Annotated in this window: 14 protein-coding genes; 10 read left to right on the top strand and 4 right to left on the bottom strand. The window is 63.8% G+C overall.

What is annotated here, in order from left to right; genetic code table 11:
- The first annotated feature begins 137 nt into the window (after window positions 1-137).
- The 9 genes from AC0L18_RS20895 (at window position 138) to AC0L18_RS20935 (ending at window position 12,691) form a co-directional block, all read left to right on the top strand.
- Window positions 138-1,034 (top strand): class II glutamine amidotransferase, encoded by an 897-nt coding sequence (locus AC0L18_RS20895; RefSeq protein WP_473494001.1) that lies wholly within the window; start codon window positions 138-140, stop codon window positions 1,032-1,034.
- A gap of 4 nt (window positions 1,035-1,038) precedes the next feature.
- Window positions 1,039-1,770 carry a GltB/FmdC/FwdC-like GXGXG domain-containing protein gene (locus AC0L18_RS20900; RefSeq protein ID WP_473494002.1) on the top strand — a complete coding sequence of 244 codons (732 nt, stop codon included), beginning with the start codon at window positions 1,039-1,041 and terminating at the stop codon, window positions 1,768-1,770.
- Window positions 1,771-1,776: 6 nt separating this feature from the next.
- A complete protein-coding gene (locus AC0L18_RS20905) occupies window positions 1,777-3,105 on the top strand; it encodes an FMN-binding glutamate synthase family protein (RefSeq protein WP_473494003.1) in 1,329 nt (442 codons plus the stop codon).
- A gap of 37 nt (window positions 3,106-3,142) precedes the next feature.
- Window positions 3,143-4,450, top strand: a complete 1,308-nt coding sequence (glnT, locus tag AC0L18_RS20910) for a type III glutamate--ammonia ligase (RefSeq protein ID WP_473494004.1) — start codon at window positions 3,143-3,145, stop codon at window positions 4,448-4,450.
- 92 nt (window positions 4,451-4,542) lie between these two features.
- Window positions 4,543-5,796, top strand: coding sequence for a sarcosine oxidase subunit beta family protein (locus AC0L18_RS20915; protein WP_473494005.1), 1,254 nt, complete (start codon window positions 4,543-4,545; stop codon window positions 5,794-5,796).
- A gap of 16 nt (window positions 5,797-5,812) precedes the next feature.
- Window positions 5,813-6,085 carry a sarcosine oxidase subunit delta gene (locus tag AC0L18_RS20920; RefSeq protein WP_473494006.1) on the top strand — a complete coding sequence of 91 codons (273 nt, stop codon included), beginning with the start codon at window positions 5,813-5,815 and terminating at the stop codon, window positions 6,083-6,085.
- Between the two features lie 229 nt (window positions 6,086-6,314).
- Entirely contained in the window at window positions 6,315-9,293 is a 2,979-nt protein-coding gene (locus AC0L18_RS20925) for a sarcosine oxidase subunit alpha (RefSeq protein WP_473494075.1), read from the top strand.
- Complete coding sequence (locus AC0L18_RS20930; RefSeq protein WP_473494007.1) at window positions 9,286-9,915, top strand: sarcosine oxidase subunit gamma; 630 nt, start codon at window positions 9,286-9,288, stop codon at window positions 9,913-9,915. The genes AC0L18_RS20925 and AC0L18_RS20930 overlap by 8 nt, the downstream gene beginning before the upstream one ends.
- A gap of 406 nt (window positions 9,916-10,321) precedes the next feature.
- On the top strand, window positions 10,322-12,691 hold the full coding sequence (locus AC0L18_RS20935) for a DUF1989 domain-containing protein (protein ID WP_473494008.1): 2,370 nt from the start codon (window positions 10,322-10,324) through the stop codon (window positions 12,689-12,691).
- Window positions 12,692-12,851: 160 nt separating this feature from the next.
- Here the strand turns inward: AC0L18_RS20935 and AC0L18_RS20940 are convergent, their stop codons facing one another.
- The 4 genes from AC0L18_RS20940 to AC0L18_RS20955 all read right to left on the bottom strand — a co-directional run bounded on the left by AC0L18_RS20940 (window position 12,852) and on the right by AC0L18_RS20955 (window position 19,743).
- On the bottom strand, window positions 12,852-14,345 hold the full coding sequence (locus AC0L18_RS20940) for an aldehyde dehydrogenase family protein (RefSeq protein WP_473494009.1): 1,494 nt from the start codon (window positions 14,343-14,345) through the stop codon (window positions 12,852-12,854).
- Between the two features lie 68 nt (window positions 14,346-14,413).
- Window positions 14,414-17,569 carry an efflux RND transporter permease subunit gene (locus AC0L18_RS20945; RefSeq protein ID WP_473494010.1) on the bottom strand — a complete coding sequence of 1,052 codons (3,156 nt, stop codon included), beginning with the start codon at window positions 17,567-17,569 and terminating at the stop codon, window positions 14,414-14,416.
- A gap of 351 nt (window positions 17,570-17,920) precedes the next feature.
- Window positions 17,921-19,060 (bottom strand): efflux RND transporter periplasmic adaptor subunit, encoded by a 1,140-nt coding sequence (locus AC0L18_RS20950; RefSeq protein ID WP_473494077.1) that lies wholly within the window; start codon window positions 19,058-19,060, stop codon window positions 17,921-17,923.
- 74 nt (window positions 19,061-19,134) lie between these two features.
- A complete protein-coding gene (locus AC0L18_RS20955; protein WP_473494078.1) occupies window positions 19,135-19,743 on the bottom strand; it encodes a TetR/AcrR family transcriptional regulator in 609 nt (202 codons plus the stop codon).
- Between the two features lie 227 nt (window positions 19,744-19,970).
- On the opposite strand from AC0L18_RS20955, the gene AC0L18_RS20960 reads away from it, so the two are divergent.
- Window positions 19,971-20,324 carry a VOC family protein gene (locus AC0L18_RS20960; RefSeq protein ID WP_473494011.1) on the top strand — a complete coding sequence of 118 codons (354 nt, stop codon included), beginning with the start codon at window positions 19,971-19,973 and terminating at the stop codon, window positions 20,322-20,324.
- Window positions 20,325-20,329 lie beyond the last annotated feature (5 nt).

Below are 20,329 nucleotides of genomic sequence, written 5' to 3' on the forward strand. Positions count from 1 at the left end.
AGATGTTTATAAGAGACTGGTCTGGCGCGCCATTTGCGCCAGACGACTTGTCCAGGATGAAAAAAACTTTCATACGAGTTGAACTCAACCTATGAAGCTGGTAGCACCGGAATCATACCTCACCTCGGGAGCCTGACATGTGCGGAATCGTCGGACTGTTTTTGAAGGACAAGTCGCTCGAGCCCCAGCTTGGCTCGATGCTGTCGGAAATGCTGATCTCGCTCAGCGATCGCGGTCCCGACAGCGCCGGCATCGCTATCTATGGCGCGCCATCCGACAATGAGGCCAAGATCACCATGCAGTCGGCAAAGCCGGAGCACGATTTCCGCAACCTTGACGCCGAACTCGCCAGAGCGATCGGAACGCCGGTGAACATCGCGGTGAAATCGACGCATGCGGTCGTCAGGACCACGCCCGACAAGATCGATGAAGTGCGCGAGACCATCCAGGCGCTGCGCCCCGACATCCGCATCATGGGCGCCGGCGACGTCGTCGAAATCTACAAGGAGGTCGGCTTGCCCGAAGCGGTCGTCGATCGCTTCGACGTGCGCAGCATGACCGGTACGCACGGCATCGGCCACACCCGTATGGCGACGGAATCGGCGGTGACGACGATGGGCGCGCATCCGTTCTCGACCGGCGCCGACCAGTGCCTGGTGCATAACGGCTCGCTGTCCAATCACAACAATGTCCGCCGCGAGCTGAGCCGCGAAGGCATGAAATTCGAGACCGAGAACGATACCGAAGTCGCGGCCGCCTATCTCTCCTCGCAGATGGCTCATGGCAAGAATCTCGGCGAGGCGCTGGAAGGCACGCTGAGCGACCTCGACGGTTTCTTCACCTTCGTCGTCGGCACCAAGAACGGCTTCGGCGTGGTGCGCGACCCGATCGCCTGCAAGCCTGCCGTCATGGCCGAGACCGACCAGTATGTCGCCTTCGGCTCGGAATATCGCGCGCTCACCAAGCTGCCCGGCATCGACAATGCGAGGGTCTGGGAGCCCGAGCCCGCAACCGTCTATTTCTGGGAGCATTAAGCTCATGCCGGCAATCAACGTCTCCAAGGCACTCGACCAGAGCCATGCATCCAGGGTCTTCGACCTGGCCGAGATGCCGTTGCGCGAGCTTAACCAGACGCTTCACGATTTGACTCCCGGTTCGAACCAGACCGCCTGGGAAGTGCTCAATCCGAAAGGCAGCCATTCGGTCGCCGTCGGCGTCGACCAGCCGGTCACCGTCGATGTCCGCGGCAGCGTCGGCTATTATTGCGGCGGCATGAACGACGGCAGCGCCATCACGGTGCATGGCTCGGCCGGACCCGGCGTCGGCGAAAACATGATGTCGGGCTCGATAACGGTCAAAGGAGATGCCAGCCAATATGCCGGTGCCACCGGCAGGGGCGGGCTGCTGGTCATCGAGGGCAACGCGTCGTCGCGCTGCGGCATCTCGATGAAGGGCATCGACATCGTCGTCCACGGCAATATCGGCCATATGTCGGCCTTCATGGCGCAGTCCGGCAATCTGGTGGTGCTGGGCGATGCCGGCGATGCGCTCGGCGATTCCATCTACGAGGCGCGGCTGTTCGTGCGCGGCAAGGTCGGCAGCCTCGGCGCCGACTGCATCGCCAAGGAGATGCGGCCCGAGCATCTGGCATTGCTGCAGGACCTGCTCGACCGCGCCGGGGTGACCGGCGTCAAGGCGGCGGAGTTCACGCGTTACGGCTCGGCGCGCACGCTCTACAATTTCAACATCGACAACGCCGACGCGTATTGAGGCTCAATGACCTATCGCAACCCGCCGACGACGCCGCGCAAATCCGCGACCTTCGACGACTACACGCTTTCCGAGATCCGTCGCGCCGCTGCGACCGGCATCTATGACATCCGCGGCGCCGGCGCCAAGCGCAGGCTGCCGCATTTCGACGACCTGCTTGTCCTCGGCGCCTCGATCTCGCGCTATCCGCTCGAAGGCTATCGCGAGCGCTGCGACACCAGCGTCGTGCTGGGCTCGCGCCATGCGAAAAAGCCGATCGAGCTGAAAATCCCGATCACCATTGCCGGCATGAGTTTTGGCTCGCTGTCCGGCTCGGCCAAGGAAGCGCTCGGCCGCGGCGCGACGCTGTCCGGCACCTCGACGACGACCGGCGACGGCGGCATGACCGAGGAAGAGCGCGGCCATTCCAAGACGCTGGTCTACCAGTACCTGCCGTCGCGCTACGGCATGAACCCGCGCGACTTGCGCCGGGCGGATGCGATCGAGATCGTCGTCGGCCAGGGTGCCAAGCCCGGTGGCGGCGGCATGCTGCTTGGCCAGAAGATCTCCGACCGTGTCGCCGAAATGCGCACGCTGCCCAAGGGTATCGACCAGCGCTCAGCCTCACGCCATCCCGACTGGACCGGGCCCGACGATCTCGAAATAAAGATCCTGGAACTGCGTGAAATCACCGACTGGGAAAAGCCGATCTACGTCAAGGTCGGCGGCGCGCGGCCCTATTACGACACAGCCCTTGCGGTGAAATCAGGCGCCGATGTCGTCGTGATCGACGGCATGCAGGGCGGCACCGCCGCAACCCAGGAAGTGTTCATCGAGAATGTCGGCCAGCCAACGCTTGCCTGCATCAGGCCGGCGGTGCAGGCGCTGCAGGATCTCGGCATGCACCGCAAGGTGCAGCTGATCATCTCGGGCGGCATCCGCAACGGCGCCGATGTCGCCAAGGCGCTGGCGCTCGGCGTCGACGCGGTGTCGATCGGCACCGCCGCACTTGTCGCGCTCGGCGACAACGATCCGCGCTGGGAAGCGGATTACAACGAGCTCGGCACCACCGCCGGCGCCTATGACGATTGGCACGAGGGCCGCGATCCGGCCGGTATCACCACGCAGGACCCCGAGCTGATGAAACGGCTCGATCCGATAGCGGCAGGAAGACGGCTGGCGAATTACCTCAAGGTGATGACGCTGGAGGCGCAGACGATCGCCCGCGCCTGCGGCAAGAACAGCCTGCACAATCTCGAGCCCGAGGATCTCGTCGCGCTGACGATCGAAGCCGCCGCCATGGCCGGCGTGCCGCTGGCCGGGACCAACTGGATACCGGGGAAGAACGGCTTCTGATACAAAACTACCAAATACCAATAAGCGAGGAACTATAATGGGGAACGATCTCGCCGCCTTCGCCAAAGGGAACGGCGTCAAATATTTCATGATCTCCTACACCGACCTGTTCGGTGGGCAGCGCGCCAAGCTGGTGCCGGCGCAAGCCATCGCCGACATGCAGAAGGACGGCGCCGGCTTTGCCGGCTTTGCCACCTGGCTCGACCTGACGCCGGCGCATCCAGACATGCTGGCGGTGCCAGATCCGGATTCGGTCATCCAGCTGCCGTGGAAGCCGGAAGTCGCCTGGGTTGCCGCCAATTGCATGATGGACGAAAAAACGGTCGCTCAGGCGCCGCGCAACACGCTGAAGCGGCTGATTGACGAGGCGGCGGGCGACGGCATGCATGTCAAGACCGGCGTCGAGGCCGAATTCTTCCTGATCTCGCCGGACGGCAAGACGATTTCCGACGAATACGACACGGCGTCAAAGCCCTGCTACGACCAGCAGGCGGTGATGCGCCGCTACGATGTCATCGCCGAGATCTGCGACCACATGCTGGCGCTCGGCTGGGGCGCCTACCAGAACGACCATGAGGACGCCAACGGCCAGTTCGAGATGAACTGGGCCTTCGACGATGCGCTGGCGACCGCCGACAAGCATTCCTTCTTCAAGTTCATGGTGAGGTCCGTTGCGGAAAAGCACGGCCTGCGCGCCACCTTCATGCCAAAACCATTCCCCGGCCTGACCGGCAATGGCTGCCACGCCCACATCTCGGTGTGGGACAAGGACGGCAAGACCAATGTCTTTGCCGACAACGCCATGGAGCTCGGCCTGTCGGCGAAGGGCAGGAATTTTCTCGGCGGCATCATGAAGCATGCCTCGGCACTTGCCGCGATCACCAACCCGACCGTCAATTCCTACAAGCGCATTAATGCGCCGCGCACCATTTCGGGCGCCACCTGGGCGCCGAACTCGGTGACCTGGACCGGCAACAACCGCACCCATATGGTGCGCGTGCCCGGCCCCGGACGCTTCGAGCTGCGCCTGCCCGACGGCGCGGCAAACCCTTACCTGCTGCAGGCGGTCATCATCGCCGCCGGCCTCGACGGCATCCGCTCGAAGGCCGATCCCGGCAAGCGCTACGACATCGACATGTACCAGTTCGGGCATACGGTGGAGGGCGCGCCGAAGCTGCCGCTCAACCTGCTCGATGCATTGCGCGAGTTCGACAACGACAAATCGCTCAAGGCGGCGCTGGGTGAGGAATTCTCGTCGGCTTATCTAAAGCTGAAGCATCAGGAATGGAATTCCTATGCTTCCCACTTCACCCAGTGGGAGCGCGACTACACGTTGGATATCTAAAGCATCGGACCGAAAAGTGTGAAGCGGTTTTCGGACGATTCCGATGCGTCAAGAATGGTCCTGCGCGGCGCGAGCGACCTCGGAATAGAGTCATGAAATACTCGATCTACTCCCTCGCCCGTGCGGCATTTTCCGGTCACAAGAATTGGCAGCGCACCTGGCGCGACGCCAGCCCGAAGGACCGCTACGACGTGGTGATCATCGGTGGCGGCGGCCACGGCCTGGCGACGGCATGGTTCCTCGCCAGCGAATACGGCATCAGGAATGTCGCCGTGCTCGAAAAGGGCTGGATCGGCTCCGGCAATGCCGGCCGCAACACCACCATCATCCGCTCCAATTACGGGCTGCCCGGCAATACCGGCTTCTACGAGCTGTCGATGAAGCTGTGGGAGCGGATGGAGCAGGACCTCAACTACAACACGATGGTCAGCCAGCGCGGCGTCATCAACCTTTACCATTCCGATGCGCAGCGCGACGCCTATGCGCGGCGCGGCAACACGATGCGCATCAACGGCATCGATGCCGAACTGCTCGACCTTGCCGCGGTCAAGAAGATGATGCCGTTCCTGAACTTCGACAATGCCCGCTTTCCCGTGCAAGGCGGCCTGCTGCAGCGGCGCGGCGGCACAGCACGCCACGACGCCGTGGTCTGGGGCTACGCCCATGCGGCGAGCGCGCTCGGCGTCGACATCATCCAGAACTGCGAGGTGACCGGCTTTGGGCGCGACGCCAACGGCAAGGTGACCGGCGTCGAGACATCGCGCGGCACAATCGGCGCCGGCAAGGTCGGCATGGCCGTCGCCGGCAGTTCGTCGCGCGTCGCGGCGATGGCTGGCCTGCGGCTGCCGATCGAGAGCCATGTGCTGCAGGCCTTCGTTTCCGAGGCGATCAAGCCGCTGATACCCAATGTCATGACCTTCGGCGCCGGCCATTTCTATGTCAGCCAGTCGGACAAGGGCGGGCTGGTCTTCGGCGGCGATATAGACGGCTACAATTCCTATGCCCAGCGCGGCAACATGCCTGTGATGGAAGACGTCTGCGAGGGCGGCATGGCGCTGATGCCGATGATCGGTCGCGTGCGCCTGTTGCGCCAATGGGGCGGCATCATGGACATGTCGATGGACGGCTCGCCGATCATCGACAAGACGCCGGTGGACGGGCTCTATCTCAATGCCGGCTGGTGCTATGGCGGCTTCAAGGCGACGCCCGGCTCCGGCCTTGTCTTTGCCCATCTTCTGGCCCGCGACGAACTGCACAAGGAGGCGGCGCGCTTCCGCCTCGACCGGTTCCGGCGGGGCGCTGTCATCGATGAAAAGGGCGTCGGCGCCCAACCGAACCTGCACTGAGGACGGCCCGAAAAGCATGCGTATTGTCTGTCCCTTCTGCGGCCAACGCGAACTCGGCGAGTTCACCTGTCTCGGCGACGCCAAGCCGCTGCGGCCGGCAGCCGGCGCCTCGGAAGACGAGGTGTTCGACTACGTCTATCTGCGCGACAACATTGCCGGCGAGACGAGCGAACATTGGTATCATGGCGGCGGCTGCCGGGCCTGGCTGAAGATCATCCGCAACACGCTGACACACGAGATTTCCTCGGTCGATCCGGCGGCGGGAGTCGGGGCGAGGCAGGCAAAATGAGTATTCTTAGCCAACTCAGCGCCGCCCCTCATCCGCCTGCCGGCACCTTCTCCCCGTATAGTGACGGGGAGAAGGGAGATGGCCGCAACCTCGGCGCCCTTCCTGCTACGCTGGAGATTGGCGAACCCCTCAGTGAAGGCGTCCTTCTCCCCGTCACTATACGGGGAGAAGTGCCCGGCAGGGCGATGAGGGGCAGCGCGACGCTCGTGCATGGGGGCCGGGCATCGTGATTTCCAGCCAACCCAATCGTCTGCCATCCGGCGGTCTCATCGACCGCTCGTTGCTGCTGAACTTTCGCTTCGACGGCAAAACCTTTGCCGGCTTCCAAGGCGACACGCTGGCCTCGGCGCTGATCGCCAATGGCGTCAAGCTGGTCGGCCGCTCGTTCAAATACCACCGGCCGCGCGGCATCCTGACCGCGGGCTCGGAAGAACCCAACGCACTGGTCGAGCTGCGCACCGGAGCCCGGCGCGAGCCCAACACCAAGGCGACCACCGCCGAACTTTATGACCGTCTGGAAGCCGCCAGCCAGAACCGCTGGCCGTCGCTGCGCCACGATCTGATGGCGGTCAACCAGCTGTTCTCACCGATCTTCGTCGCCGGCTTCTACTACAAGACCTTCATGTGGCCGGCAAAATTCTGGGAAGCAGTCTACGAGCCGGCGATCCGCCGCGCCGCTGGTCTCGGCCGCGCCGCGGGCGTTGCCGATCCTGATCATTACGACAAGACGTGGGCGCATTGCGACGTGCTGATCGCCGGCTCCGGCCCAGCCGGACTGGCGGCAGCACTTGCCGCCGGCCGATCCGGTGCCCGCGTCATCCTGTGCGAGGAAGATTTTGCGCTTGGCGGCCGCCTGCTTGCCGACGGCGGCACGATCGACGGGGTGCCCGCAGCCGAATGGATTTCGCGCACGCTGGCCGAGCTCGCATCGCTGCCGGACGTCCGCATCATGACCCGCACGACGCTGTTCGGCGTCTATGATGGCGGCACCTATGGCGCCATCGAGCGGGTCAACGACCACCTGCCCTCGCCGCCAGAGCATCAGGTGCGCCAGCGCCTGTGGCGGATCGTGGCAAAGCGCTCGATTGTTGCCGCCGGCGCCATCGAACGGCCGATCGTCTTTGCCGGCAACGACACGCCCGGCGTGATGATGGCTTCGGCAATGCGGAGCTATATCGCACGTTATGCGGCAACCCCGGCGAAGAGGATTGCGCTGTTCACCAACAATGAGGATGGCTGGCGCACGGTCGATGCGGCACTCGACGCCGGATTGCAGATCGCTGCCGTCGTCGATGCGCGTCCGGACGTATCGGCCGCGCATCGCGCGCTTGCCGCCAAAACCGGCTTTGCCATTTTGAACGGTTTCGTCAGCGGGGTGGACGGCGGCAAGGGCGGTGTCAGGAAAATCTCGATATCTCTGGCAGGCGGCGCACGCGCCGAGGTCGAAGCCGACGGGCTTGCCGTTTCCGGTGGCTGGAACCCGGCGGTCGGGCTGACCTCCTGCCATCGCGGCCGGCCGCAATGGCAGGACGACATATCGGCCTTCGTGCCGGACGGCGCGCCTCCCGGCATGGTGGCCGCCGGTGCCGCCAACGGCGCTTTTGGGCTCGGCGCCTGCCTGCGCCAGGGGTTTGCCGCCGGTGCGGCGGCGGCGCAGAGCGCCGGGCACAGCGGCAGTGCCGGCACGCCGCCAGTCGCCGACGACAAAGCGTTTTCGCTGACCCCGCTCTGGCATGTTGCCGGCAAAGGCAAAGCCTTTGTCGACTACCAGCATGACGTCACCGCTGCCGACATCGAGCTGGCGCAGCGCGAAGGCTTTGAATCGGTCGAGCATCTGAAGCGCTATACGACGCTCGGCATGGCGACCGACCAGGGCAAGACCTCGAATGTCGCCGGCCTCGCCATCATGGCGGCGCTATCAGGCAAATCCATTCCCGAGACCGGCACGACGATCTACCGGCCGCCCTATGTGCCGGTCGCCATCGGCGCCTTTGCCGGCCATCATCGCGACGAAAACTTCCACGCGACAAGGCTGACGCCGTCGCATCACTGGGCGGCCGAACAGGGCGCGGTGTTCATCGACACCGGCTTGTGGAAGCGGGCGCAATGGTATCCGCGCGCCGGCGAGAAGGACTGGCTGGAAACGGTCATCCGCGAGGTCAAGGCGGTACGCTCCGGCGTCGGCTTTTGCGACGTCTCGACGCTCGGCAAGATCGACGTGCACGGACCGGATGCCGGCGCCTTCCTCGACCGCGTCTACATCAACACCTTCTCCAATCTTGCTGTGGGAAAAGCTCGCTATGGGCTGATGCTGCGCGAGGACGGCCTGGTCTATGACGACGGCACCACGTCGCGGCTGGCCGATGACCACTATCTCCTGACCACCACGACCGCCAAGGCCGGGCCGGTGATGCAGCATCTCGAATTCTGCCGGCAGGTGCTGTTTCCTCAATTCGACGTGCAACTCACGTCAGTCTCCGACCAGTGGGCGCAATTCTCGATCGCCGGGCCGAAGACCCGGGACCTGCTTCGCGAAATGGTCGACCCGGCCGAGGATTTGTCGAACGAGGGCTTTCCGTTCATGGGCGCGCGGCAAGTCGCGCTTCGCGGCGGCATCAGGGCGCGGCTGTTCCGCATTTCGTTCTCCGGCGAGATGGCGTTCGAGATTTCCGTTCCGGCCCGCTACGGCGACGCGCTGGTGCGCAACCTGATGCTAGCCGGCAAACAATTCGGCGTCACGCCCTATGGCACCGAGGCGCTCGGCGTCATGCGCATCGAAAAGGGCCATGTTGCAGGGCCGGAACTGAACGGCACGACGACCGCGGCCGATCTCGGCTTGGGCAAGATGATGTCGACCAAAAAGGATTTTGTCGGCCGCGTCATGGCCGGACGCGAGGCGCTGGTCGCACCGGATCGGCAGGTCGTGGTCGGCATCAAGCCGACGGACAGAGCGCGCCGCCTGCGCTCCGGCGCGCATGTCATTCCGAAAGGCGAGATACCGGGTTCTGCCAACGACCAGGGCTATGTCACCTCGGTCTGTTTCTCGCCGACGCTTGACCAGTGGATCGGGCTGGCGCTTGTCGAGCGCGGCCGCGAGCGCATCGGCGAGATCGTCCATGCGCACGATCCGCTGCGAGGTGAAGACTATGACGTCGAGCTGTGCAATCCCGTCTTCTACGATCCGGATGGAGGGCGCCAGCGTGGCTGAGTTTTCGTGGCTTTCTCGCAGTCCGCTGAAGCACGCACTTGTGGTAGGCGCCCATGGCGCGCGCGACGTCGCGCCGTGCATTTCCCTCACTGAAGTTCGCAATTTCGACCTGATCCAGGTGATGGCGCGGCGCGGCAAAGGGGCGGAACTGGCAAACGCCGCCAAAGCCCGTTTCGGCATGGCGGCTCCGGATCTGCCGAAGGCCGTCAGCGCTTCGGACGTGACGCTCATCTGGTCGGGACCGGATCAGTTCCTCGTCCTGTCCAAGAGCGGCAAGCACACGATCGACATTTTGAGCCAGGCGTTCTCGCAGTCCGCCTCGCTGTCGGACCAGTCGCATGCGCGCGCCCTGATCAGCGTCTCGGGAGCCAATGCGCGCGCCATGCTGGCGAAATTGTCGTCGCTCGATCTGCACCCGGCGGCGTTTCCGATCGACGCCGCTGCCGCCACATCGATCGACCACACCGGCGTCAATCTCTGGCGTGGCAATGACCGGCCGGACGGGCAGCCGATGTTCAACCTTCTGGTGTTTGCAAGTTTCGCCGAAAGCCTGTGGCACACGATGCTCGACGCAGCCGCCGAGTATGGCGTCGACATCGGGTATTCAGGGGAGTTGGGGTAGCGGTTGCCTTTTCCCTTCTCCACTTGTGGGAGAAGGTGCATCGGCGCGTAGCGCCGAGACGGAAGAGGGGTGTTGGACGGAGTGCTGTCAGTGCCAAGCTGGAGCACCGCTGCCATGAAAGTGACTTCAAACTCTGTTTCATTCAATCGGATAGCGACTTGGGCCAAGGGCCCGAGTTTAAAACTGATATAACCAGAGAAAGCGGCCCGCGCACCTTCATCTACGATGGCGCCCGGCGCCGGGCGATGTGTCTCATCCGACCGAGCTTCGCTCGGCCACCTTCTCCCAAAAGGGGAGAAGGGGGAGCCGCACCACCTTCGCCTTGCCAAACCGACACGCACTGCTATTCTTGCTGCGAAAATAATTTTACGCACAGGCAAACTTGTTTCTTGAGACCCGGGTCGAGATGAGCCAGTCGCCCTACCCCGCCATCGCCGCCGGACCGCCACGACCGAGCCTGATCCTGCGGCCCGGCCAGATGGCGCTGCCCGCCGGCATGGAGCGCTATTCCGTCCGCGGCAATGGTGCGGTGCTCATCGACGTCGAGGCCGGCGATACCGTCAGCGTACGCAACGTAGAAGGCGGCCAGGCTTGCGAGTTGCTGGCATGGGACAAGAGCGGCGTGCCTGATGCCGGCATTTTCGGCGAGAAATCGAACAGCAATGCCGCCGGCATCAAGGCGCTGCTGGCCGATGGCGACGACAGCCTCGCGTTCTTGCGCCGGGGGCTCGAGCGACGCCAGGTGCAACTCGACCAGGCAAAGGCGGTTCGTGTCTTCGGCGGCGCCACCGCTGCCGGCACCGAACAGGGTTTTGCCGTTGCCCGCAATGGCTCGATGCTGATCGCCGCCCCGGGCGGGCCGATGCCGGTCGACGGCCACGACACGGCAACGCCGCTCAGCGTCATCGTGCGCCGTGCCACGATCCGTCCGGCGGCGAAGTCCAGGGTTGGCGACCCGCTGGCCGACCCGGTGCTCGATTTGCGCGTCCATTCGGCGACCGCGGAAGCCTACTTCGTCAAGGCGGGCGACTATCTGCAGATCATCGATGTCGACGGGCGCCAATGCACCGACTTCCAGTGCTTTTCGGCGCGCAAGCTCGACAAGGGACGCGACCATCCGCTCGACGTGACGACGACCCGCACGCTGATGGGTTCGAGCTATCCGATGCCAGGCCTGCATTCGAAATATTACGACCAGGACATGGAGCCGCTGGTCGAGGTGGTGCAGGACACCTGCGGCCGGCACGATGCGTTCGCGCTCGCTTGCGCCGCCAAATATTATGACGACATCGGCTATCCCGGTCATCCCAACTGCTCGGAGAATTTCAACCGCGCGCTCGCCGACAAGGGTGTTGGCCCGCGCGCGGGCTGGATGGCGATCAATTTCTTCTTCAACACGGCGATCGACGCGCATGGCGTCATGGTGTCGGACGAGCCATGGTCGCGGCCGGGCGACTATGTGCTGCTGCGGGCACTTACCGACATCGTTTGCGTGTCGTCCGCCTGTCCCGACGATACGACGCCGGCCAATGGCTGGAACCTGACCGACATCCATGTGCGGACCTATTCCGGCAAGCATAAATTCTCGCGAGCGATCGCGAGACGCATGACGCCCGATTCGGAACCGAAAATGACCCGCGAGACATCATTTCATTCGAGCTTTGCCAAGCACACCCGCAACTTCGTCGAGTACAGGGGTTATTGGCTGACCAATTCCTTCGCAAAAGAAGGCCCTATCGACGAATACTGGGCCTGCCGGCAGGCCGCCGTCATCATGGACCTGTCGCCGCTGCGCAAGTTCGAGGTCACCGGCCCGGATTCGGAAGCGCTGCTGCAATACACGCTGACCCGCGACATCAAAAAACTCGGCGTCGGCCAGGTGGTCTATTCCGCCATGTGCTACGAGCATGGCGGCATGATCGACGACGGCACGCTGCTCAGGCTCGGCAAGGATAATTTCCGCTGGGTCGGCGGCGACGATCTGTCCGGCGAATGGCTGCGCGACACGGCGACGAGCCTCGGCCTCAACGTGCTGGTGCGCTCGTCGACCGACCAGATGCACAATGTCGCCGTGCAGGGACCGAAGAGCCGCGACATCCTGAAGGAGATCATCTGGACCTCGCCGCTGCAGCCGTCGATCGAGGAGCTCGAATGGTTCCGTTTCGCCGTCGCCCGCATCGGCGGCGGCAACGGCATTCCAATCGTCGTCTCGCGCACCGGCTACACCGGCGAACTCGGCTACGAGATCTGGTGCCACCCGCGCGACGCCGAAAAGGTGTTCGACGCCATCTGGGCGGCCGGCCAGCCGCATGGCTTAAAGCCGATGGGGCTGCAGGCGCTCGACATGGTGCGCATCGAGGCCGGGCTGATCTTTGCTGCTCACGAATTTTCCGACCAGACCGATCCGTTCGAGGCCGGCATCGGCTTCACCGTGCCGCTGAAGAGCAAGACCGACGATTTCATCGGCCGCGAGGCGCTGATCCGGCGCAAGGAAAACCCGCACAGGAAACTGGTCGGCCTCGACATCGACGCCAATGTCGCGGTCGGGCATGGCGATTGCGTCCATGTCGGCCGCGCCCAGATCGGCGAGGTCACTTCCGCCATGCGCTCGCCGCTGCTCAACAAGACCATCGCGCTGGCCAGGCTCGACGTCACCCATGCCGCGATCGGCACCGCGGTCGAGATCGGCAAGCTCGACGGCCACAGCAAGCGACTGCCGGCACGCGTCGTGACTTTTGCGCACTACGATCCGCAGAAGACCAGACCGCGGTCCTGATCTTGCCTTCTCCCCTTGTGGGAGAAGGTGGATCGGCGCGTAGCGCCGAGACGGAAGAGGGGTGTTGGACGGAGTGCCGTCGGTGCCAAGCTGGAGCACCCCTCATCCGACCTCGCTTCGCGAGGCCACCTTCTCCCACAAGGGGAGAAGGTAAGATCGCTCAATCGATCTTGATGAACACGCCCTTGGTGTTGAGATACTCGTCGAGGTGCTCGGCACCGCCCTCGCGGCCGTAGCCGCTCATCTTGTAGCCGCCAAAGGGCACGGCCGGATCGATGGCGTGATAGGTGTTCACCCAGACTGAGCCGGCGCGGATTTTTCGGGACAGCTGGTGGGCGGTGGCGACATTGCGGGTGAAGACCCCGGCGGCAAGACCGTAGGGCGTGTTGTTGGCACGCTCGACCGCCTCATCGAGCGTATCGAACGGCAGCGCCGAAATCACCGGCCCGAAGATCTCCTCGCGCGCGATCCTCATGTCGTCCGAGACATCGGCAAAGACGGTCGGCGCGACGAAATTGCCGGCGGCCAGCGCACCTTCCATGAGGCGTTGACCGCCGGTGACGAGGGTCGCGCCCTCCGCCGTGCCGGCCTCGAAATACGAGGCGACCCGTTGCAGCTGCTTTTCGGAGACGAGCGGGCCGATCTCGGTCGCCGGATCGATGCCGTCGCCGATCCTGAGACCCTTGGCATAGGCCACCAGCCGCTCGACGAAGTCATCATGGACGGAGCGTTCGACGAACAGGCGCGAGCCGGCGATGCAGATCTGGCCGGAATTGGCGAACACCGACATCGCCGCCACCGGCACCGCCTTGTCGAGATCGGCGTCGGCGCAGACGATGACCGGCGACTTGCCGCCAAGCTCCAGCGAGACGCGCTTGAGGTTGCCAGCCGAGGCGCGGACGATCGACTGGCCGGTTGCCGTCGAGCCGGTGAAGACGATCTTGTCGACGCCCATATGCTCGGCAAGGGCGGCGCCTGCCTCGGCGCCGGTGCCGGTCACGATGTTGACGACGCCTGGCGGAACGCCGGCCTCGTTCATGATGTCGGCGATCAGAAGCGGCGTCAGCGGCGCCTCTTCCGATGGTTTCAGCACCACGGTGCAGCCGGTCGCCAGCGCCGGTCCGATCTTCCAGATCGAAGCCGCCGTCGGGGCGTTCCACGGGATGATGGCGCCGACGACGCCGACCGGCTCCTTGCGCGTAAAGGAGACGATTTCGCCCGGCAGCGAGTTCTCGATCGTCTCGCCGTGCAGGGACGTCGCCATGCCGGCGTAATAGCGCAGCATGCCGATGACGCGGTTGCGGTTGGCCAGGGTGCGCACGATCGGCATGCCCATGTCGGTGGTGTCCGAGCGGCTGATCTCCTCCCAGTGCTTCTCGAAGAGATCGGCGATCCTGAGCAGCAGCACCTGCCGCTCATAGGGCTTGCACCGGCTCCACGGCCCGTCGAAGGCCCTGCGCGCTGCGGCCACCGCCAGCTCAACATCCTGGCGGTCGCCGCACGGCACCGTGGCAATGACCGCGCCGGTGGCCGGATTGCGGGTTTCCATGGTGCGGCCCGAGCAAGCGTCGACCCAGGCGCCATCGACGAACATTTTGCGGTGGCGTCCGTCGATCGGCCGGCGCAGCGCCACCGGTGTCCGAGCTATGGTCATGACGTCCTCCTCCGGCGCTCCTGCCGGTGGGCGGATTTAACCCCTGGACGTCACATCTGCCAACAGCCCTATTCGGCCGCCAGGGGCAGTTGCGGCTGGTCATCGTTTTCCGCCCGTTTCGGCTCGGCGGCCGGCGCCGCGTCCTCGAGCTTCTTGCGCTCCCGGCCGAAGAACAAGGCATAGCCTGCCGGAAGGACGAGGATGGTCAGCACCGTGGCAACGAGGATGCCGCCCATCATGGCATAGGCGAGCGGCCCCCAGAAGACGCCGCGCGAGATCGGGATCAGCGCCAGGACCGCCGTCAGCGCCGTCAGCATGATCGGCCGAAAACGGCGGACTGCCGAGCCGATGATGGCCTCCGAGCGTTCCATGCCGGCTGCGATGTCCTGGTCGATCTGGTCGACCAGGATGATCGAGTTGCGCATGATGATGCCAAGCAGCGCGATGACGCCGAGAATGGCGACGAAGCCGAACGGCGCGCCACTGATCAAAAGTGCCGCCGCAGCACCGATGATGCCGAGCGGACCGGTCGCCAGCACCAGCATCGCCTTGCCGAAGTGCTGCAGCTGGATCATCAGCAGCACGACGATGACGGCCAGCATGATTGGAGCTTTCGCTGCAATCGAGGCCTGGCTTTCGGCCGAATCCTCGGCGCCGCCCTGGATCTCGATGTTGTAGCCGGGCGCCAGACCGTCGCGCAGGCCCTGCATCTCGCTGTACATCTTCATGACGAGATCGTTCGACTGCACGCCGTCCGGCAGCGTGGCGCGCACGCTGATGGTCGGCAGGCGGTCGCGCCGCCATTCGACGCCTTGCTCCAGCACCGGGACGACCTTGGCGACCTGCGACAGCGGCACGAAGCCACCGAAATCCGTCGGGACAGAGATCGAGTCGACCGCCGACAGCAGGTGGCGGCTTGCCTCCGGCTCGCGGGCGACGATCGAAACCGTCTCCTCGCCGTCGCGGAAATCATCGAGCGGCGCTCCCGACATGGCCGCCTGCAGCATCTGGCGGATGCGCTGCGAGGTGACGCCGAGCGCACGGGCGCGATCCTGGTCGATCACCAGCTTCATCTCCGGCACCGGCTCCAGCCAGTCGTCGTGGACGGCGCCGAGCAGCGGATTTGCCTGGAACTTCGCCTTCACCTCGTCGGCGATGCGGCGCACCTCCTGGCGATCCGGGCCCATGACGCGCATCTGCACCGGCCAGCCGGTGGGCGGCCCAAGGAACAGGCGGTCGACCTTGGCGCGGACCGACGGAAAATCCTCGGCCAGAATGGTGCGCAGCTTGACGATCAGCCGCTCGCGGGCCGGTTCGTCATTGGCCATCACCAGAAGCTGGGCAAAGTTCGGATTGCGAAGCTGCTGGTCGAGCGGCAGGAAGAAGCGCGGCGCGCCCTCGCCGATATAGGTGGCGATGAAGCGCTTGTCCTTGTCGTCCATCATCCTGGTTTCGAGCGCCTTGGCCTGCGTCTCGACTTCCTTGATGCTGGTGCCTTCCGGCAGCCAGAGGTCGACAAGGATTTCCGGACGCGACGACTGCGGGAAGAAATTCTGAGGGATGAACTGGAACGCCCACAGGCTGGTGACGAAGGTCACCAGCGTCATGACCAGCACGATGATGCGGTGGCGGACGGACCAGCTGACGGTGGCGCGAAGCCGGCGATAAAAGCGCGTGTCGAAGACATCGTGATGGCTGCCGGCGTGTTTTCGCTGCTTGAGGATCATATGACCAAGCCACGGCGTGAAATAGACCGCCACGAACCAGGAGACGACCAGTGCGATGCCGACAACGTAGAACAGCGTGCGCACATATTCGCCGGCCGTCGAAGCCGCGAAGCCGACCGGGATGAAGCCGGCGGTGGTGATCAGTGTGCCGGTCAGCATCGGGAAGGCCGTCGAGGTGTAAGCGAAGCTCGCCGCCTCGATCTTGACCATTCCTTCCTCGAGCTTGCGTTCCATCATTTCGACGACGATCATCGCATCGTCGACAAGCAGGCCGAGCGCGATGATCAGCGCGCCAAGCGAAATGCGCTGCAGATCGATGCCGATCTCGTACATGATGGCGAAGGTGGCGGCCAGGACGAGCGGAATGGTGATTGCGATCACCAGGCCCGAACGCCAGCCGATCGTCACGAACGAAACGACAAGCACGATCAGCAGCGCCTCGCCGAGCGCCGTCATGAACTCGCTCACCGCGTCCCGCACGACTTCCGGCTGGTCGGCGATCTGATCGACCGAAACGCCGTAGGGCAAGGCCTCTTCGAAGCGGTGATAGGTCGCCTCGACCTCCTTGCCGACATCAGTGACGTTGAAGCCCTTGGCCATGACGACGCCGACCTGGACGCTGTCCTGGCCGTTGAAGCGGTATTTGCGCTGATAGGGATCCTCGAGACCTGTGGTCACGGTTGCGATGTCGCCGAGGCGCGTCACCTGATCGCCGGCGCGCAGGCGAAGTTCGCGGATGTCGGCTGCCTCCGTCACGCTGCCTTCGACCGAGATGCGCACAGAGCGCTGGCCGGTGTCGACCGAGCCTGCCGGATCGACATTGTTCTGGCCCTTGATCGCGTTCTGCAGATCGGTGAGTGTCAGGCCGCGCTCGGCAAGCACCTTGGACGAAACGTCGATATAGAGTTTTTCCGGCTGCTCGCCGATGATCACGGCCTTCTCGACGCCGGGCGTGGTCAGCAGCATGTCACGCGCCTGGATGGCCAATTTCTTCAGCTCGGGATAGCTGTAGCCATCGCCGCTGATCGAATGCAAGGTGATGAAAGTGTCGCCGAATTCGTCGTTGAAGTAAGGCCCAAGCAGCCCCTGGGGCAGCTCATTGGCGATATCGCCGACCTTCTTGCGTACCTGGTAAAAGGCTTCCGCGACCTGGGTCGGATTGGTGTCGCCTTCCACCTGCAAGGTGATGATGGCGCTGCCGGCGCGCGTGTAGGAACGGACGAAATCGAGATGCGGCGTTTCCTGCAGCTTGCGCTCTATCTTGTTGACGACCTGGTCCTCCATCTCCTGGATCGAGGCACCGGGCCAGACCGCCTGGACGACCATGACGCGGAAGGTGAAATCCGGATCTTCCTTCTGGCCCATGCGCATCAGGCCGAGCGTACCGGCAACGATGATCAGGCCGAACAGGAACCGCGCAATGCTCGGGTGCCCGATCGCCCAGCGCGAAAGATTGAAAGGCCGTTTTCCATTGGTGTCGGTGGTGTCGGTGGTCATAGCGCCAGTCCATCTGTCTGATCGTCAGCGCACGCACATGGCATGCCCACGGAGCTTCTAATGCTGGAGCCTGTTCCATCCCGATAGGATCGGGATGGGGCTCCATCTTTCCTGTTCGAGCATGATCTTTTCCGAAAACCGGCTTCCACTTTTCGGGATCATGCTCTGGCTTCCGGGCGGCGAGGCTTTCCGAGCGGAGAGACACTCATCGCGGTGGGGCGCCAGGATCGATGTCGGGGGGGCACATCGACCTGACGTCTCGACAATCGGGCGCCTGCCGCCCGGAAACCGTGAACCGCTTGACCTCGCGGCTTGCGCCGATGCGAGGAAAAGCCGTTTTCTGTCTGGCCGTCAGCGCACGCGCTTGACGGCGTCGCCATCATCGTCCGCCGATGCGGACTGTTGCACCGCATCGCCGGCCAGCTTGACTTTCAGATTTTCGGTCATGAATTGCGTGCCCGCCGCAACGACGACATCGCCGGGTTTCAATCCTTCGGCAACATGCACGCCGTCGGAGGTGAACTCGGCGACCTTGATCGGACGCGCATGGACGGTCTCGCCGTTGCGGTCCACGGTCCAGACGATCTGCTGGCCGTCCTTTTGCGCCAGCGCGCTCAACGGGATCGATACGCTTTGCAGGCTGTTGTTGGCGGCCGAAGCCTCGATATTCGCGGTCATGCCGAGAAGCACGCGCGGATCGCTGGGCAGGCTGACGCGAACGGCAAAGGTACGCGACTGCTGATCGGCGCTGCCGGCGACTTCACGGACCTTGCCGTCGAGCGTCAGCGCTTCGTCGGACCAGAAGCTTGCCTTGACGTCCTTGCCCGGCTTGAACTGGGCGATATCCGTTTCCGGCACGGCGATCAGCACTTCCTTTTCGCCATCGACGGCAACGGTCACAACCGGCGTGCCGGAGCCGACCACCTGACCGACATCGGCGGTGACTGACGTGACGATGCCATTCCTGTCCGCCTTGAGGTCGGTGTAGAGAACCTGGTTCTTCGCCTGGTCAAGCGCTGAACGGGCGGAATTGCGGGTGGCGACCGCCTGATCATAGCTGAGCGTCGCCTGTTCGAGCTGCGATTTCGAGGAGAACTTCTTGGCAAACAGCTGTTCGGCACGACGGCGGGCAAGGCCCGTTGTCTCGACCTGCCGCTCGGCGGCCTCGAGGCTGGCCTCGGCGCTGTTGACCGAAAGGTCGTAGTCGGCGGGATCGATGCGGGCCAGAACGTCGCCCGGCTTGACGCGCTGGCCGATGTCGACCAGGCGCTCGGTGATCTTGCCGTTGATGCGGAAGCCGAGATTCATCTCGGTGCGGGCACGCACCGATCCGGAGTAGGAGAGCTCACGGGTATCGTTCGCCTTGGCGATCTCGACGACCTTGACCGGCCGGACGATGTCCTTGACTTCCACTTTTTCTTGCGAGCAACCGGCGAGCCCAAGCGCCGCGACGACGACCAGAGCCGGACCAATGGCCGGCAGCCTGTTCATGATGGATTTGGACAAAGACACTTGCGTACTCCCGAACTGGAGATGGATTGTCGACGCCCGGCGGACGCCGCCGGTCATTTCTTCAAAGCCCTGATGGCAAACTCGATAAGGTCGTCCGGCATCGCCCGGTTGTTCTTGGCAAGGCACTGGGCGACCATCTGCGGGTGACACAGGGTGATGATAGCGGCGCCGAAACACCGCGAAGCGACTTCCGGGTCCTGGTCGGCAAACTCGCCGGCCGCGATTCCCTCGCGGATCACCTCCTCGACCAAGCCGCGGATCCTGTCGATATGCTTCTCGATGACATGCCAATCGCGCTCGATGGCGACGACGACCATTTCGTGCACCTTCTCCTGGTCGAGCATGGTGTCGCGGGTCCACTGATAATGCGTTTGCACGTAGCGGCGCAGCCTGTCGCTGGCCGTTCCGGGACTATGGCAGGCGTCGTAGGTCAGTTGGTAGCAGGTAGCGAGCATACGGCCGCAAACGGCCTGGTGGATTTCGACCTTGGAGGCGAAGAAACGGTAGATATTGGCCGTCGACATGCCGAGTTCACGGGCTATGTCGGCGACATTGGTCTTGCCGTAGCCGTAGTGGCGGAACAGTCGCTCAGCGCAATCGAGGATGCGCGCGACATTCTCCTGCCGGACCAGGTCAGCCGTCGTGTCGAGGGTGTCATGCATCATGGATCATTAGCTCTTACGAGTGACGAATTTTGAATTTCGTCACTCGTAATTCGAAATCGCCCGCCTGTCAACAGGTGATGTTACCTGTCTGGGCGACCGGTGACATCCTTTGATACAACCTAGGCGTGAACAGCGTTAACGAAGCCTGCTGCGGGTCCCCGCAGCGCAGCAATGCGTTATCATCGAAGCTGTGGAGATACGCCAAGCTGTGAAGGAGACATGGAATGACCGTGCTGCGCATTGTCTCGAATATCGCAACTGACAGCATTCCGGATGTTCGGAACTTCTATACCGATTTGTTCGGGCTCGATGCCGTCATGGATCACGGCTGGCTCGTCACGCTGGCGTCCAGCGAAACCACCGTCCCCCAGATCAGCATCGCCAGCGAGGGCGGCTCAGGCACCCCGGTGCCTGATCTGTCGATCGAGGTCGACAATGTCGATGCGGTTTATCTTCGCGCAAACGAGATCGGTTGCAGAGTGGTCTATTATTTGACCGACGAACCGTGGGGCGTAAGACGCTTCTTCATTGCCGACCCGACCGGCAAGCTGCTCAACGTGCTCTCGCATCTTCGGTAGAGATT

It is taken from the genome of Mesorhizobium sp. WSM4819 (assembly GCF_055811215.1).

Coding starts and splice junctions, on each gene's coding strand:
- AC0L18_RS20905 (WP_473494003.1), top strand. CDS start 1,777: ATGACCTATCGCAACCCGCCGACGACGCCGCGCAAATCCGCGACCTTC.
- AC0L18_RS20895 (WP_473494001.1), top strand. CDS start 138: ATGTGCGGAATCGTCGGACTGTTTTTGAAGGACAAGTCGCTCGAGCCC.
- glnT (WP_473494004.1), top strand. CDS start 3,143: ATGGGGAACGATCTCGCCGCCTTCGCCAAAGGGAACGGCGTCAAATAT.
- AC0L18_RS20935 (WP_473494008.1), top strand. CDS start 10,322: ATGAGCCAGTCGCCCTACCCCGCCATCGCCGCCGGACCGCCACGACCG.
- AC0L18_RS20950 (WP_473494077.1), bottom strand. CDS start 19,060: ATGAACAGGCTGCCGGCCATTGGTCCGGCTCTGGTCGTCGTCGCGGCG.
- AC0L18_RS20900 (WP_473494002.1), top strand. CDS start 1,039: ATGCCGGCAATCAACGTCTCCAAGGCACTCGACCAGAGCCATGCATCC.
- AC0L18_RS20920 (WP_473494006.1), top strand. CDS start 5,813: ATGCGTATTGTCTGTCCCTTCTGCGGCCAACGCGAACTCGGCGAGTTC.
- AC0L18_RS20955 (WP_473494078.1), bottom strand. CDS start 19,743: ATGCATGACACCCTCGACACGACGGCTGACCTGGTCCGGCAGGAGAAT.
- AC0L18_RS20915 (WP_473494005.1), top strand. CDS start 4,543: ATGAAATACTCGATCTACTCCCTCGCCCGTGCGGCATTTTCCGGTCAC.
- AC0L18_RS20960 (WP_473494011.1), top strand. CDS start 19,971: ATGACCGTGCTGCGCATTGTCTCGAATATCGCAACTGACAGCATTCCG.
- AC0L18_RS20940 (WP_473494009.1), bottom strand. CDS start 14,345: ATGACCATAGCTCGGACACCGGTGGCGCTGCGCCGGCCGATCGACGGA.
- AC0L18_RS20945 (WP_473494010.1), bottom strand. CDS start 17,569: ATGACCACCGACACCACCGACACCAATGGAAAACGGCCTTTCAATCTT.